Here is a 15,622-nt window from a genome sequence, read left to right on the forward strand (position 1 = left end):
GATGGGGCGCGCGGATTGGATGCGGAAAGCAAGGTAAGGCTAACCTCACTTTCGTGCCTGCTGTCAAAACCCCCCTCGCCCGTGACCGGCGGCGGCTGCTCCTCCTCGGCGCCGGGGTGGCGCTGGTGCTGGCCTCCGCGGCATACCTGCACGACGCCATCCACCTGCGCTCACTGGCCTCCGCAGCCTCGGCGCTGCTGCGCGACCCCGTGCCGCTGCTGCTCGCCCTCGGCGCCTACGCCGCGGCGTTCGGCCTGCGCGGCTGGGCGTGGACGCGGGTGCTGCCCGCCCTGACCGCCGGGCAGGCGTGGGCCGCGCTGCACGTGTCGCTGCTGGGCAACCACGTCCTGCCGCTGCGGCTCGGCGAGGCGCTGCGCGTGACCAGCGTGCTGCGGCGGACCAGCCTGCCGGCCGCCCCGGTGACCGCCTCGGCCTTCACCCTGCGGGTCGCGGACCTGCTCGCCGTGATGCTGCTGGCGCTCGTCGCGGCCCCGCACGTCGTGCTCACCCTCGGTGGGGCGTGGGTCTGGCTGGGCGTGGGCGGCGCCGCCCTCGCCCTGGCCGCCGGGCTGGCCACGGTCCGCCGGCTGCCGGCGCTGCGCCTGCCCGGACCAGCCGTGGCCGCCAGTGCCGTGCTCGCCTGGGTGCTCGAGGCGTCGGTCCTGTATGCCGTGGCGCAGGTCAGCGGGCACCCGGTCGGGGCGCTGGACGCGGTCGCCGTGACCGCGGTGACGATCGCCGCACAGACGGTGGCGCTGACCCCCGGCGGGTTCGGGACCTACGAGGCCGCCGCGACGGCCGCCCTCGTGGCGCTGGGCGTGCCCGCCGGACCGGCGTTCGCGGTCGCCCTGCTGACCCATGCGGTCAAGACCGGCTACGCCCTCGTCCTCGGCGCCGCGGCCCTGGTCGCGCCGGGCCCGGGATACTTCGGGCGGTTCCGGCTCGCCCGCGAGCTGCCGCCCCGCCCCCAGCCCCTGCCCGTGGGCGCCGACGCCCCCGTGGTGGCCATCATCCCGGTCCACAACGAGGAGGCGACGGTCGGCACCGTCGTCGAGCGGCTCCCGCGCGACCACGCCGGCCGGCCGGTCGTGGCCCTGGTCATCGACGACGGCAGCACCGACGCCTCCGCCGCCCGGGCCGCCGCCGCCGGAGCACGGGTCGTCGCCCTGCCGGCCAACCTGGGGCTGGGCGCGGCGGTCCGGCGGGGCCTGGCCGAGGCATCGGCGCTCGGTCCGGCCGCCGTGGTCTACCTCGACGCCGACCTCGAGTACGACCCGCGGGAGCTGGGCCGGCTTGCCGACCCGGTGCTGGCCGGGGAGGCCGACTACGTCGTCGGCTCGCGCTTCGCCGGGCAGATCCGGCGGATGCTGCCGCACCGCCGGTTCGGCAACCAGGTGCTGACCCGGTGGGTGCGCTGGATGACCCGCCGGCCGGAGCTCACCGACGGCCAGAGCGGCTACCGCGCGTTCAGCCCGCGCGCGGCGGCGACCGCCGAGGTCGTCCACGACTACAACTACGCCCAGGTGCTCACCCTGGACCTGCTCGGCAAGGGCTTCACGTACGCCGAGGTGCCCATCGACTACGCCTTCCGCCAGGCAGGGGACTCCTTCGTCCGGCTCGGGCGCTACCTGCGCCGTGTCCTGCCCGCGGTGCACCGGGAGCTCAACACGGCCTCAGTCCTCGACGCGGTGCCCGGCGAACCGGCGCAGGGCCTCGTGCCACGCGTGCTCGTCGAAGGAGCCGTCCGGGCCTAGCGCGTCGACCGCGTCATAGGCCTCGGCCATGGCGTGGTGGCTGTTGTCGTGGGCGAACAGGCCCAGCCGCCCGAACGAGACGGTGCTGGGGATCCCGGCGACCAGCGAGCGCATCGCAGCCATCGCCCCGGCGTAGTCGAGGTCGAACACCGGGTAGACCGAGGGCAGGCGGACGACATGCACGGCCCGGCACCTGACCGCCGGCAGGCCGGTGTCGGACAGGGTGTGCCGGACCAGCCGCACAAGCTGGTCCTCGGACATGGTCCACGTCTCGTCGCCGACCATGCACGGGATCTCGGCGCAGATGACCGAGCGGTCGGCCGGGTCGTCGGCGCTGTCGCGGTAGTTGGCCGGCTCGGAGATCCGGGTGACCGGGGTGCCCTCCTGCGGCAGGTAGTGCGCGTCGTACGGCGTCCACCGGCCTCCGGCGTGGGACAGGTAGACCAGCGTCATCGCCCGGAAGTGCAGCACGGGCCCCTCGAATGGCCCACGGCCGCTCAGCTGCGCCAGGGCGGTGACGGGGATGGTGGAGAAGCAGCGCCGCGCCGACACGGCGCTGCCGTCGGACAGGTATGCCGTGACGCCGTCGGTCCGCGCGTCCAGCCGGGTCACCTCGGCCCCCAGCCGCAGCTGCGCGCCGGCGAGCCGGGCGGCGTCGGCGACCGCCTCGACGATCTGGCCGAAGCCGCGGCGCGGGTAGTGGAACGAGCGCCCCTGCTCGGTCCCGCCCCCGGTCCGGCCGCCGCGCAGCAGCCGCGCCGCGACCTTGCCGGGGGTGTCGGCGGTGACGCGCACCCGCGCCTGGTCGCCGTGGATCCGCTCGCCGGGCAGCCCCCACAGCTTGCTCGCGAAGGGGCCGTACATCGCGTCGTACACCGTCGGCCCGAGCCCGGCGCGCAGGAGCGCCTCGTAGGTGTCGGCGTCGGGCTGGCGCAGCGGGCTGGCGAGCACGTCGCGGGCGATGCCGGCCGCCATGCCGCGCGGCAGCGCGCGCAGCATCTCACCGACCTTCAGCGGGAAGCCGATCCAGGTCTCGCCGAGACGGAGCCGACCGTTGCGCGGACGGGTCTGCAGGTCCTCGCCGAGCAGCCCGCGGATGTCGGCCATGACGTCCGGCGCGGTGTTGGGGTGCAGCCGGTGGCTGCCGAGGTCGACCCGCACCCCGTCGACCTCGAAGGAGGCCGACATGCCCCCGACGTGGTCGGCCCGCTCCAGCAGGACCACCCGCAGCCCGCGCTGGGCGGCCTTCCAGGCCGCGGCCAGGCCGGCCGGTCCGCCACCGAGGACGAGCAGGTCGGCCGGGTCTGGCGCGGGGGTGCTCACGCCCTGAGCGTATGCCGCAGACCTCAAGTCCCCGCCCCGACCCGAGCCGGCTGCTCAGTCGACCGGGGCCTCCACCGCGGGCACCGCCCGGGAGGTCCGCCGGCCGGCCACGACAAGGGCCATCCCCGCGACCATCACCGCCAGTCCTGCCAGCGCGGTGACCGGCGGCTTCTGGTGCACGATGACGGCCGCGAGCAGCGCCGCGCCGGGGACCTCCAGCAGCAGGGCCAGGGAGACCAGCAGCGGGCCGGTCGTGGCCAGCAGGTGGTTGAAGACCGAGTGGCCGAGCAGCTGGGCGGTGGCGGTGATGAGCAGCAGCAGGGCCCACTGGCCGGCGGGGTAGCCGCCGAGCCGCTGCCCCGCCACCAGGCACGCCACCGCCAGCAGCACCGCGCAGGAGCCGTAGCAGACGAAGGTGTAGGTGGTGGTGCTGGCCGACTGGCGAGCCCGCGATCCGATCACGGTGTAGGCGGCCGCAGCCATGCCGCCGATGAGTGCCAGGCCGTCCCCGGCGACGGCGCGGGTGGACAGGGTCAGGTCGACCCCGGAGACCACGAGCACGCCGGCGAAGGCGAGGGCGAGCCCGGCGACCACCGTGGCCCCGAACCGCTCGCCGCGCAGCAGCTGCCAGCACACCACCCACGCGAGCTGCAGGCACACGATCGCCGTGGCCGAGGCGACCGACGTCAGGGTCAGCGAGGTCACCCACGTCGCGAAGTGCACCGCGAGCACCGCACCGGAGGCGAGGACCAGGCCCAGCCGTCGACCGGTCAGCGAGCGCAGCTCGGCACGCTGGCGGGTCACCGCAGCCGGCGCGATCGCCGCGGTGCCCAACGCATTGCGCCAGAACGCGATCGCCAGTGGCGGCACGACCGCGGCGGCCATCAGCGGCCCGGACAGGGACACCGCGACGACGCCGACGGCCAGCAGGAGGAGGGTGCGCACGCCGCGATTGTGCCGGTCGGCACGGCCGGTCGGAGGAGGGGTGTTCACCCGAACGGGTGATTGACCCGTCCACCACCGTCCCCGGACAGTGACGCCATGTCGGAGACCGGAGCGCTCAGCGGGGACGAGCAACGCACCTGGGGCGCGTTCGCGGCCCTGCTGGACCTCATGTCCTCGGCGCTGGACGCCGGGCTCCACGAGCGGGGCCTGAACCTGTTCTCCTACGCCGTGCTGGCGGCGCTGGCGGACCAGCCCGACCGCACCTTGCGGATGAGCGAGCTCGCCGCCCTGACCCACGCGTCGGCGTCCCGGCTGTCCCACATGGTGCGCCGGCTGGAGGACAAGGGCTGGGTCGAGCGGTCCCCGGCGCAGTCCGACGGCCGCGGCAACCTCGCCCACCTCACCGACGAGGGCCTGCAGACCGTCCGCCGCGCCACGCCCGACCACGTGGCAGCCGTGCGCGCCATGGTGCTCAACCCCCTCGACGAGGCCGGCCGGGAGCAGCTGCACGCACTGTCCTGCCGGCTGGTCCAGCAGTTCGAGGTGAGCCTGCCCGAGTGCGACTGACCCGGCTCAGGCCAGGTGCAGCGGCGCCGCGAACGCCGCGTCGGCCTCGGCCCAGGTGAGGACACCGGTGCTCACGAGCCGGTCCAGGACGTGGCGCTGGCGTTGCCTGCCCGCCTGGAGGTGGACCAGCGGGTCGTACCCGGAGGGCGCCTGGACCAGGCCGGCGAGCATGCTCGCCTGGGCCCACGACAGCTGCGCGGGCTCCCGGCCGAAGTAGCCGTGGGAGGCCTGCGCGAGGCCGTAGAAGCCATGACCGAAGTAGACCTGGGCGAGGTACATCCGCAGCAGCTCGTCCTTGCTCCACGAGCGGTCCAGCTTGAGGGCGAGGACCGCCTCCTGCAGCTGCGCGGCGCGGTCACGGCGTCCGCCGAACCACAGGTTCTTGGCCAGCTGCTGCTCCAGGGTGGCGCCGCCGACGTCGGAGCTGCCGGTCACCGTGGCCACGCCCGCCCGGACCACACTCTGCGGGTCGACCCCGGGACTGGTCCAGAAGCGGCTGTCCTCGGTGGCCACGAGGGCGCGGGCGACCTTGTCGTCCCGCGGCAAGGACGGCAGGGGCGGCGCGCCGTGCGCCCGCTCGGCCGCGCGTACCCGCGCCTGCGCGTCCTGCACGCCGGGGGTGACCTGCCACAACGCGGCGAGCGCGAGCAGCAGGGCGACGACGCCACAGCCCACGACGATGCCCAGCCGCCGCAGCCGGCCGCGCCGGCGGGCGGCCCGGACCGGGGCCGGCGGAGGGGCCATCTCCGCGAAGGTAGGCACGGAGGCTGTGAGCCGGCGGTGAGTCACCTGACGGTATGCCGTGTGGCCGGCCGGCCACACGGCATACCGATCAGTGGTGGGCGTGGACGACGGCGTGGCCGCGTCCGCGCGCGATGAGCCACCGGTTGACCGGCACGGTCACCACGAAGGCCGCCGCGAGGGAGACCGCCAGGCTCGTCCAGAACAGGGCCTCGGTCAGGCCGCGGCCATGGCGCCCGGCACGACGAGGACACAGCGGTGTCCATGAGCTCGATGGTCACGATGGACAGGGTGTCCGCCGCCAGCGCCAACCGGGTGGCGCCCGGTGAGGCAGCGCAGTGTCGCCTGGACCGCCTGGCGGGTCAGCGTTCCCGGGGAGTCTTGGTGCGCTGTCATGAACCGACAGCGCATACCCCCTCAGGGTATGTGCCCTCAGTGCGGCGGCAGGTGCTTGCTCGCGAAGACAGCGGCCTGGGTGCGGCGCTCGAGGCCGAGCTTGGCGAGCAGCCCGGAGACGTAGTTCTTGATCGTCTTCTCGGCCAGGTGCATCCGCTCCCCGATCTGGCGGTTGGTCAGGCCCTCGCCGATCAGCTCCAGCAGGCGCCGCTCCTGGTCGGTCAGCGGCGCGAGGGCGGCGTCCTGGGGTGGCCCCTGGCGCAGCCGCTCGAGCACCTGGTGGGTGACGCCCGGGTCCAGCAGGGACTGCCCGGCCGCGACCCGGCGCACCGCGTCTATGAGGTCGGTGCCGCCCACCTGCTTGAGCAGGTAGCCCGAGGCCCCGGCCATGATCGCGGCGAAGAGCGCCTCGTCGTCGTCATAGGAGGTCAGGATCAGCACCGCGATCTCGGGGTGCCGGGACCGGATGTCGCGGCACACGTCGACGCCCGAGCCGTCCGGCAGCCGGCCGTCCAGGAGCGCCACGTGCGGGCGGAGCGCCGGGATCCGTCGGGTGGCCTCGGCGGCCAGCCCTGACTCCCCCACCACGGTGATGTCGCCCCCGCTCTCGAGCAGCTCCTGCAGCCCTCGGCGGACGACCTCGTGGTCGTCCAGCACGAAGACCCGGATGGGCTCAGCGGTCCCACCAGTCAGCGTCATGCCCTGAAGCATCACAAACCTCAGGCCGCAGGACAACGGTCTGGCGGCCGCGGGCGACCGTGGTCCCGACAGTTCGGGACCAAAGCCCCACGGGCGAGGGACGGACAACCGTGCCGACACGCGACCCCACCGAGGGACCGTCGAGTCACCGCCGGCCCCGGCGGCACGCGATGCGGAGGACACCATGGAGCGCCACCAGATCGTCGTCGGCGTCGAGGAGACCCCGAGCTCGGCGGCGGCCCTGCGCTGGGCCGCGCGGTTCGCCCGGCTGACCGGCCAGACGCTGAGGGTCGTGCACACCTGGACCCTGCCCAGCGGCGGCATGCCGACGGCACCGGACCCCTACCTGGTCACGGCGATCACCGACGCCCGGGCCCGGGCCACCCGGTTCGTGGAGGACAGCCTCGGCGCGGAGGAGACCAGCGTCCGCTGGGTGCTGGACGTCGACGAGGGGCGCCCCGGGCCGGTGCTGGCCCGTCGCTCGCAGGACGCGTCACTGCTCGTGGTGGGTACCGGCGAGCACACCGGCGTGCGGCGCCTGCTCGAAGGATCGGTCAGCCACTACTGCCTCTCGCACGCCACCTGCCCCGTGGTCGCCGTCCCGGCGCCGCGCGCCGCGCAGGACGACGCGCCGACCGTCGCCGCAGGCTGACCCACCACGCGCCTGCGGCGATCTGCAGGTGCGGGCCCCCTGAGCCTCCTATTCTGGTCCGGCACCCGCCCGCAGGAGGAGGCCGACGATGGCGCCACGAGGACCCGACGCCACCGGGAGCCGTCAGCCGGTGGTCGCGCCCGCCGGTGACCCCCTGACCTTCCCGTCGGTGGCTCGCCTCGAGCTCGACCAGCTCCTCGAGCAGCTCGTGGAACGGGCGCAGGAGGTCATGCGCACCCAGGACCGGATGCACGGCCTGCTGCGCGCCCTGCAGTCCATCGTCAGCGACCTCGACCTGACCAGTCTGCTGCAGCGGATCGTCGACGAGGCCCGCACGCTGGTCGGAGCGCAGTACGCCGCCCTCGGCGTGGTCGGCCAGGACCGCACCCTCGTCGAGTTCGTCCACTCCGGGATGGACGCGCAGACCGTCGAGACCATCGGCTCGCTGCCCACCGGCCGGGGCATCCTCGGCCAGCTGATCTCCGACCCCCAGCCGCTGCGCCTGAGCCACCTGGCCGGACACACCAGCTCGGTGGGCTTCCCGGAGGGGCACCCCCCGATGACGTCCTTCCTCGGCGTCCCGGTGCGCGTGGGTGGGCACGTGTTCGGCAACCTCTACCTGACCGAGAAGGTCGGCGGCAGCGAGTTCACCGCCGAGGACGAGGAGCTGGCGCAGTCGCTGGCGGCAGCGGCCGCGGCGGCCATCAACAACGCCCGGCTCTTCGAGGCGGTCTCGCGTCGCGAGCAGTGGCTGCACGCGTCGCGGTCGATCACCAACACCCTGCTGGGCACCCTGGACCGGGCCGAGGGCCTCCTGCTCGTCGCCCGTTCCGTGCGCTCCGCCGCCGGGGCCGACTTCGCCGCGGTGGTGGTGCCGGAGCCCGGCGGGGACCTCAGCGTCGCCGCCGCGGACGGGCTCGACGGTGAGGTGCTCGTGGGTCAGCCGATCCCCGCCGACGCCTCGGCCACCGGCGTCGCCCTGCGCACGGGCGAGCCTGTCGTGCTCGAGGACCTGCGCGCCGAGGACGGCATGGCCGGACCGATCCGCAACCTGGGCATCGGCCCGTTCGTGGCCGTCCCGCTGTCGACCGCCGAGGGCGTGCTGGGCGTCCTCGCGGTCGGCAACCTGCCGGGGTCGAGGCGGTTCACGCCCCAGGACGTCGAGCTCGTCAGCGACTTCGCCTCACAGGCCGCCCTGGTGCTCACCGTGGCGGCCAACCAGGCAGCGGCCCGCGAGAACGAGATGGCCGAGGAGCGGGCCCAGATCGCCCGGGACCTGCACGACCACGCGATCCAGGGCATCTTCGCCGTCGGCCTCGGCCTCAACGGCATGGCCACGCGGGCCACCCCCGAGGAGGCGGGCCGCCTGATGGAGCTGGTCGGTCGGCTCGACGACTCGATCAAGGCGATCCGCAACAGCATCTTCACCCTGCAGGTCCGGCACGACGCCCCGGCCAGCCTGCGCAGCCTGCTCACCCTCGTGGTCATGCAGAGCGGCAGCACCCTCGGCTTCACCCCGCGGCTGCAGACGAGCGGCCCGGTCGACACGGTGGTCCCCGCCGACGTGGGCCGGGACCTCGAGGCCGTGCTGCGCGAGGCCCTGTCCAACGTGGCGCGGCACGCCCGGGCGTCCCACGTCGAGGTCAGCGTGACCGCGGGCCGGGAGGTCGTCCTCGAGGTGCGCGACGACGGCCAGGGCATCGGCACCCCCGACCGCTCCAGCGGCCTGGCCAACATGCGCGCCCGGGCCGAGGCCCACGGCGGGACGTGCGAGGTCGGCCCCGGGCCGGGCTCGGGCACGCTGGTGCGCTGGTCGGTGCCGCTCGTCCGCGGCTGACTCCGCGGCGGGGGCGGCACGGCATACCCGCTCCTGGCCTGTTGCCGGGCCGTAGGGCCGCGCAGGTTGGGGACCAAGGTCCACCCGGACCGGGGCCCGCGGACCCTGATCGCCGCCCCAACGCCCACGCGAAGGTGGTCCTGCCAACAAAGGCAGCACCTCTTCGGGCCCACCGGGCCCGGGCAAGGAGAAGTAGCCATGCGACGCAAGACGTTCGACGCGCTGCTGACCACCGTGGGGCTCATCGTCGCGGCGATGCTCCTCGTTGCCGGCGGCCTGCTCACCTGGGCCCACTCGTTCGTCCAGAGCGAGGTCCACAGCCAGCTCAGCGCACAGAAGATCTTCTTCCCGCCGGCAGGCAGCGACGCCCTCAAGGACCCGGCCATCAAGCCGTACCTGAGCCAGTACGCCGGCCAGCAGATGACCAACGGCGCCCAGGCCAAGGCCTACGCGGACCACTTCATCGCCGTGCACCTGCAGGAGATGACCGGCGGTCAGACCTACGCCCAGCTCAGCTCCAAGGCGCTGGCCAACCCCACCGACACGAAGCTGGCCGGCGAGGTCCAGACCGTCTTCCGCGGTGAGACCCTGCGTGGCCTGCTGCTCAACGCCTACGCCTTCTGGCAGATGGGCCAGATCGCCCTCGTCGGCGCCATCGTCTCGTTCGTGGCGGCCGGGGTGCTGCTGGTGATGAGCCTGCTGGGCTTCTGGCACCTGCGCCGGGCCTCGGCGACCGAGGAGCTGCACCTCGGTCAGGGCCATCCGGTCCCGGCCGTCGCCACCGCCTGACCGCCTCGCCGGCAACCCCCGGGGCCACGTCCCTCCCCGCCCCCGCGGGGGAGGGGCGTGGCCGCCGGCTCTCCCAGGGAAAGGACCCCTCGATGACCACGTCGCAGACCCCCACCGCCCCCGACCTGCCCGTCCTCGCCGGTGTGGTCAGCCGTGAGGACCCGGTCGCCGTCGCACGCGTCGCGGCACAGGAGGCCGCCCGCCGCGGCTGCGGCCTGAGGTTCGTCCAGGTCGTCCCGCCCGGCACCACTCCCGAGGAGCGCGCCGAGGCCGACGAGCTGACCTTCGACGCCGCCCTGCGGGCCCTGCACGGCCGCTCGCGGGTCAGCTTCACCTTCGAGACCGTCTCCGGCGACCCGGCCTCGGTCCTCGTCGACCGCAGTGGCGCGGCCAGCCTGCTCGTCGTCGGGGCCGACGTCCCGCACGGCGGACCGGCGGTCGCCCGGTGGTGCCGCGAGCACGCGGCGTGCGAGGTCCTCACCGTCGGCGGCGAGCCGGGCACCTGAGCCACACGAACGCGACGTGCCCACCCGGTGCCCGCGGCGCCGCGTGTCCCCCCGACCCGGCCGGGAACGCGCGGCGCGGCGGGCACCAGGTCGTGTCCGGGCTTGACGACAGCCTCCAGACTCATTCACTCTGTAGCGCAGAGTGGTGTGGATGACAGAATCGGCACCCGATCGGCGCTCACGTGGGGGAAGCGATGACGAACGACACCGTGGCCGAGCTGGATCACCTGGCTGCCCGGGCGCGCCGCGACACCGATATGGACGCGGTGGTGCTCATCGCGGCGGGCGTGTTGTCCTGCGTGACCGTGGCCCTCAACCTCGGCTCCAGCGCTCCGGGATTCCCGGACTCCCTGCACGGCGACGGGGGCTTCTGGCTCGGAGCGCTGGCCCCGCTGTCGTTGGTGGTGGTGTGGCTGTACGTGCACTGGCGGGAGAAGCGCCGCGGCGTCGGCCGCCAGTCCAGGGCGGTCGCCTGGACCGCCCTGGTCGTGGCCATCCTGGTCGTCGCGCTCGGCCCGATCCTCACATGGGTGCTCGGGCCCTATCCGGTGATCATGGCCCTCGTGCTGCTCGCCGGCATTCGTTGCTCCAGCCGGCTCCTCGTGGCCTGGGGCCTGGTCGCCGGGCTGCTCGGTCTCGCCGTGGGGATGGCACAGTTCAACAACCGGTTCGACCTTCCCGCCGTCGACATGACCCTGGGGGTGACGATCGCCGTGGCCACACTGGTGGCGGGGGCGGTCGTGGCGGTCCGGAGCCGCCGTTCATGACCGGACACCCGAGCACCCGGCTCGACGACACCGTCCACCAGCGCGTCCGCCTGGGCATCCTGACGATCCTGGCCACCGCGGGACGAGCCGACTTCACCTACCTGCGCGACAACCTGGAAGTCACCGACGGCAACCTCGGCCGCCACCTCGAGGTCCTCCACCAGGCGGGGTACGTCGAGATCGAGAAGACGTTCGAGGCCCGGCGGCCCCGCACGTGGGTGAGCATCACGCGGGCCGGGCGTCGCGCACTGAAGGGCCACATCCTTGCGCTGCGGCAGATGATCGACGAGGTCCCTGGCGCATGACCCCGCCCTCAGTGCCTGCCATCCGGGCTTGGCGGGCGCGGTTCAGCCGGCCGGGCCCTCCCGGCGTCAGGGCGCCGCGGCAGCTCCCGGCGGAGCTGTTCGGCGCGCGCCTCGAGCTCCTCGAACCGGCGGGCCAGGTTGCGGTCGGCGAGCTCCTGCAGGGCGCTCATCGACGGTCGCACCCAGCGATGGCCGCAGTCGGCGCACCGAACGTCCTTGGGTGCATTCGCCGTCCCCATCGCCCCGAACCCGAAGATGTCGAGGGGAGCGCTGAGCCCGGACTCGCGGACGAGCACGTGCACCTCGTCACTGCCGCAGCTCGGACACCGCAGCAACCGCTCGAACTCCGACTCGACCACAGCCGCAGTCTGCGGCGCGGCAGGGGTCCCGGCAAGCCCGGGCGGCCAGGCACCGGGCGCCCCGGCCCGGCGGCCGCCCTCAGCGCTCCGGGTGCCCGGCCTCGGAGATGCCCCGGTGTCCCCCGAGCAGGCTTCGGGTCATCGCGCTGCGGGTCTCCAGCAGCTCCTCGAGCGCGCCGTCCAGGTCATCGGCGGACACCGTGAGGGGCCCCGAGGCGTCACGCCTTTCGTGATCAGCGGCGAGCACCGCAGCGCGGCGCAGCAGCTCCTTCACGAACGAGGCGGTCACGCCTTCCGTCCGCCGGAGCACCTCCTCCAGGCGGCTGTCGTCGATGACGAGATCGCCTCGGTAAAGGTCGAACAGCGCCCGGCGGGCGTCAGCGTCCGGCAGCGTCAGCTCCACGGCCTGGTCCACCCGCCCAGGCCGGGCCGCGAGCGCGGGCTCGAGCAGGTCGGCCCGGTTGGTCGTCAGCAGGAAGACGACGTCGGCCTCCTCGGCCAGACCGTCCATCTCGTTGAGCAGCTGGAACAGCAGTGGGTGCTGACCGGGATGCATGCCTCGGTCCTCCGCGATGAGGTCGACGTCCTCGACGACCACCATCGAGGGTTGAAGCACCCGCGCGACGGAGCAGGCCGCGCCGATCAGGTGCAGCGAGTCGCCGGTCAGCTCGACCACTGTGGTGCCGGCGAGACCGCTGATGAGGTGGCGCACCGTGTGGGTCTTGCCCACCCCGGGAGGCCCGTAGAGCAGCACGCCGCGCTTGAGGTGCTGCCCGGAGGCCAGGAGCCGGTCCCGGTGCCGGGCGACTCCCACCACGTGCCGCAGGACCGCCGCCCGCGTCGCCTCCGGGAGGACCAGCTCCGTCGGCGGGAGCGTCGGGCGCTCATGGAACGTCATGACCGCCTCGCCGCCACCGTAGGGCTCGAAGACGTTTCGGCCGAAGGACAGCACCTGGCCGCGGAAGACGTTGTGCCGGAGGGACAGCGCACGGACCTGCTCCGCGATCGCGGAGCTGCTGCCCGTGTCCGCGCTGACGACCTCCACGGACACGGCCGGCATGCCGCTGTGAGGTTCCGGCCCGCGGAACAGGACGGCCGCCGGCTGCCCGCCCTGGGCGACCAGGTAGAGCGCGCAGCGCACGCACGCGCGCACCGCCCCGCCAGGACCGCTGGCCAGGTTGACGCGGGCCACGCGCCCGGGACGGGCCCCGAACGGGTCGTGGCTGGCGTCAAGCAGGCGAGCCAGGCCGAACTCGTGGTGCTGGTAGCCGACAACACCCACCACCTCGTGGGCGTCAACGGTGGCCAGCCAGGCGTCGATGCCGGCCTGCACGTTGACGTGCTCGTACGCCGCCCAGCGCTCCTCGACCACGTCGGCTCCGGCACCTGCGGCGCCGAGGTGGTCGCGCAGCAGGCTGTTCAGCGTCGCCCGGTCGTCGGCCCGCGCCGCGCCGACCGCACCCCTGACCGCCCGGCGGACGAGCCGGCCGACGTCGGCCAGCTCCGGGCGGACGTCAGCACGAGCCTGGGTCCCCTCCGTGCTGTCCTGCTGCCACATCTCGGCGTACGGTCGCATCGGTCATCGCCTCCCCCGGGTCAGGCCCGTCACGCTAGCGGGCTGGTGGGCGTGGTGGGTGCGATCGCCGCAGCTGCCTGCCCGACCCGGCGGGCGTGGCGTCGGTGCGCGGATGCCTGGCCGACAGGTCCCGCGCGTGGGGGCGGTGATGACCGGCACGTCGGCGCGGGCGGGGGCAGGGCTTGCGCCTGTTACCGACCAGTAGCATCATGGAAGTTACCCGCCAGTAACAGGCGGGCTCCCCGTTCGGCCATCTCTGGCCACTGATGCGAGCACCGGAGGACCGCCCGATGGGCCACTACAAGAGCAACCTTCGCGACCTGGAGTTCAACCTCTTCGAGGTGTTCGGCCGGCAGGACGTGCTGGGCCACGGGCCCTACTCCGAGGTCGACGCCGACACCGCACGCGAGATGCTCAAGGAGGTGGCCCGCCTCTCCGAGAACGAGCTCGCCGCCTCGTTCGCCGACGCCGACCGCAACCCGCCGGTCTACGACCCCAAGACCTACTCCGTGGCCATGCCCGAGGGGTTCAAGAAGAGCTACCAGGCCTACGTCGACTCCGGGTTCTGGAGCGTCGACGTCCCCGGCGAGCTCGACGGCACCGTCGCCCCGCCGTCACTGAAGTGGGCCATGAACGAGATGGTCCTCGGCGCCAACCCGGCGATCGCGATGTTCGCCGCCAGCTACTCCTTCGCCAAGCTGCTCTACGTGCTCGGCAACGACGAGCAGAAGAAGCTCGCCCGCTGGATCGCCGAGAAGGGCTGGCACTGCACGATGGTGCTGACCGAGCCGGACGCCGGCTCCGACGTCGGCGCCGGCCGCACCAAGGCCGTCCAGAACGAGGACGGCACCTGGAACATCACCGGCGTGAAGCGGTTCATCACCTCCGCCGAGTCGGACATGACCGACAACGTGGTCCACTTCGTGCTCGCCCGCCCCGAGGGCGCCGGCCCGGGCACCAAGGGCCTGTCCCTGTTCATCGTCCCCAAGTTCCACGTCGACCTCGAGACCGGTGAGCTCGGCGAGCGCAACGGCGCCAACGTCACCAACGTCGAGCACAAGATGGGCCTGAAGGTCTCCACGACCTGCGAGGTCACCTTCGGCGACAAGGAGCCGGCGGTCGGCACGCTGTTCGGCGACGTGCACGACGGCATCGCGCAGATGTTCCGCGTCATCGAGCACGCCCGGATGCTGGTCGGCACCAAGGCCATCTCCACGCTGTCGACGGCCTACCTCAACGCCCTCGACTACGCCAAGCAGCGCGTCCAGGGCGCCGACCTGACCCAGATGACCGACAAGTCGGCCCCGCGCGTGACCATCACGCACCACCCGGACGTGCGCCGCTCGCTGATGCTCCAGAAGGCGTATGCCGAGGGGTTGCGTGCGCTGGTCCTCTACACCGCCACGCAGCAGGACGTCGTCGACCAGGCCCAGCTCGAGACCGGCCTCGAGGAGCTGGAGAAGGACTCCCCGGCGGCCATGGCCAACCGGGTCAACGACCTGCTGCTGCCGATCGTCAAGGGCGTCGGCTCCGAGCGCGCGTGGGTGCTGCTCGGCCAGGAGTCGCTGCAGACCCTGGGCGGCTCGGGCTTCCTGCAGGACTACCCGATCGAGCAGTACATCCGCGACGCCAAGATCGACACGCTCTACGAGGGCACGACCGCGATCCAGGGCCTGGACTTCTTCTTCCGCAAGATCATCCGCGACAAGGGCCAGGCGCTCGGCCACGTGGCCATGCAGATCCAGGAGTTCGCCAAGAACCTCGGCGCCACCGAGGGCGCGCTGGACACCGAGCGCGAGCTGCTCGGCAAGGCCCTGGAGGACGTGCAGGGCATCCTCGGCTACATGGTCGGCGAGCTGATGAAGTCCGACCCGCGCCAGGACGGTGGCGAGATCACCAACCTGTACAAGGTCGGCCAGAACACCAGCCGCCTGCTGCTGGCCGCCGGAGACCTCGTCGTCGGCTGGCTGCTGCTGCGCCAGGCCGAGATCGCCAAGGCGGCGCTGGCCGCCGGCCCGTCGGACAAGGACCGCCGCTTCTACGAGGGCAAGGTCGCCGCGGCGTCCTTCTTCGCGCGGACCGTCCTGCCCAGGATCGCGGCCGAGCGCCAGATCGCCGAGGCCACGGACAACTCCCTGATGGACGTCGCCGAGGAGGCGTTCTAAGGGGAGCAACCTCCCGGCATACCGCAGGGGTGGTGCCGGGGGACCAGGACCGACGAAGGGCCGGCGCACAGGGGTGCCGGCCCTTCGTCGCGTCCCCGTCAGCTCGACAACGACGCGGGGGCGCCGAGCTCCTCGAAGCCGACGTCCACGGTGCGGGGCGGGGTGGCCGCCCGGAACCGGGTCACTCCGGCGGGCAGCACGCCCACCGTCGCCGCGATCGTGACGATGGTGGCCAGGTCGG

General features: G+C 73.4%; 16 protein-coding genes. 9 read left to right on the forward strand and 7 right to left on the reverse strand.

Annotated features, from left to right (window positions below; genetic code table 11):
- The first annotated feature begins 53 nt into the window (after positions 1-53).
- The gene (locus ACXVGS_RS11865; RefSeq protein WP_458536981.1) at positions 54-1,754 is read left to right on the forward strand and encodes a lysylphosphatidylglycerol synthase domain-containing protein; all 1,701 of its coding nucleotides are present in this window, start codon (positions 54-56) and stop codon (positions 1,752-1,754) included.
- On the opposite strand, the gene ACXVGS_RS11870 is transcribed toward ACXVGS_RS11865, so the two are convergent.
- Positions 1,674-3,077 (reverse strand): protoporphyrinogen/coproporphyrinogen oxidase, encoded by a 1,404-nt coding sequence (locus ACXVGS_RS11870; RefSeq protein WP_458529054.1) that lies wholly within the window; start codon positions 3,075-3,077, stop codon positions 1,674-1,676. The genes ACXVGS_RS11865 and ACXVGS_RS11870 overlap by 81 nt on opposite strands.
- Positions 3,078-3,131: 54 nt before the next feature.
- A complete protein-coding gene (locus ACXVGS_RS11875; protein ID WP_458529053.1) occupies positions 3,132-4,022 on the reverse strand; it encodes a DMT family transporter in 891 nt (296 codons plus the stop codon).
- A gap of 96 nt (positions 4,023-4,118) precedes the next feature.
- Between ACXVGS_RS11875 and ACXVGS_RS11880 the strand changes: the two genes are divergently transcribed.
- Complete coding sequence (locus ACXVGS_RS11880; protein WP_458529052.1) at positions 4,119-4,589, forward strand: MarR family winged helix-turn-helix transcriptional regulator; 471 nt, start codon at positions 4,119-4,121, stop codon at positions 4,587-4,589.
- Positions 4,590-4,595: 6 nt separating this feature from the next.
- Here the strand turns inward: ACXVGS_RS11880 and ACXVGS_RS11885 are convergent, their stop codons facing one another.
- From ACXVGS_RS11885 to ACXVGS_RS11895, 3 genes are all read right to left on the reverse strand, one after another.
- Entirely contained in the window at positions 4,596-5,333 is a 738-nt protein-coding gene (locus ACXVGS_RS11885; RefSeq protein ID WP_458533556.1) for a biosynthetic peptidoglycan transglycosylase, read from the reverse strand.
- Positions 5,334-5,421: 88 nt separating this feature from the next.
- Positions 5,422-5,586: a DUF4396 domain-containing protein gene (locus ACXVGS_RS11890; RefSeq protein WP_458533559.1), complete on the reverse strand. Its 165-nt coding sequence runs from the start codon at positions 5,584-5,586 to the stop codon at positions 5,422-5,424.
- A 176-nt stretch (positions 5,587-5,762) separates the two neighbouring features.
- A complete protein-coding gene (locus ACXVGS_RS11895) occupies positions 5,763-6,425 on the reverse strand; it encodes a response regulator (RefSeq protein WP_458529050.1) in 663 nt (220 codons plus the stop codon).
- 184 nt (positions 6,426-6,609) lie between these two features.
- On the opposite strand from ACXVGS_RS11895, the gene ACXVGS_RS11900 reads away from it, so the two are divergent.
- From ACXVGS_RS11900 to ACXVGS_RS11925, 6 genes are all read left to right on the forward strand, one after another.
- A complete protein-coding gene (locus tag ACXVGS_RS11900) occupies positions 6,610-7,077 on the forward strand; it encodes a universal stress protein (protein ID WP_458529049.1) in 468 nt (155 codons plus the stop codon).
- An 88-nt stretch (positions 7,078-7,165) separates the two neighbouring features.
- Positions 7,166-8,914 (forward strand): GAF domain-containing protein, encoded by a 1,749-nt coding sequence (locus tag ACXVGS_RS11905; protein WP_458529048.1) that lies wholly within the window; start codon positions 7,166-7,168, stop codon positions 8,912-8,914.
- A 198-nt stretch (positions 8,915-9,112) separates the two neighbouring features.
- On the forward strand, positions 9,113-9,703 hold the full coding sequence (locus ACXVGS_RS11910) for a hypothetical protein (protein WP_458529047.1): 591 nt from the start codon (positions 9,113-9,115) through the stop codon (positions 9,701-9,703).
- Positions 9,704-9,795: 92 nt separating this feature from the next.
- Entirely contained in the window at positions 9,796-10,209 is a 414-nt protein-coding gene (locus tag ACXVGS_RS11915; protein ID WP_458536982.1) for a universal stress protein, read from the forward strand.
- A 194-nt stretch (positions 10,210-10,403) separates the two neighbouring features.
- Positions 10,404-10,976: a hypothetical protein gene (locus ACXVGS_RS11920; protein WP_458536983.1), complete on the forward strand. Its 573-nt coding sequence runs from the start codon at positions 10,404-10,406 to the stop codon at positions 10,974-10,976.
- Positions 10,973-11,281: a winged helix-turn-helix domain-containing protein gene (locus tag ACXVGS_RS11925; protein ID WP_458529044.1), complete on the forward strand. Its 309-nt coding sequence runs from the start codon at positions 10,973-10,975 to the stop codon at positions 11,279-11,281. Before ACXVGS_RS11920 ends, ACXVGS_RS11925 begins: the two co-directional genes overlap by 4 nt.
- Before the next feature lie 8 nt (positions 11,282-11,289).
- On the opposite strand, the gene ACXVGS_RS11930 is transcribed toward ACXVGS_RS11925, so the two are convergent.
- Complete coding sequence (locus ACXVGS_RS11930; protein WP_458529043.1) at positions 11,290-11,640, reverse strand: hypothetical protein; 351 nt, start codon at positions 11,638-11,640, stop codon at positions 11,290-11,292.
- Between the two features lie 79 nt (positions 11,641-11,719).
- Entirely contained in the window at positions 11,720-13,216 is a 1,497-nt protein-coding gene (locus tag ACXVGS_RS11935; protein ID WP_458529042.1) for an AAA family ATPase, read from the reverse strand.
- 290 nt (positions 13,217-13,506) lie between these two features.
- Between ACXVGS_RS11935 and ACXVGS_RS11940 the strand changes: the two genes are divergently transcribed.
- A complete protein-coding gene (locus ACXVGS_RS11940; RefSeq protein ID WP_458529041.1) occupies positions 13,507-15,381 on the forward strand; it encodes an acyl-CoA dehydrogenase in 1,875 nt (624 codons plus the stop codon).
- Positions 15,382-15,622 lie beyond the last annotated feature (241 nt).

It is taken from the genome of Oryzihumus sp., assembly GCF_054325275.1.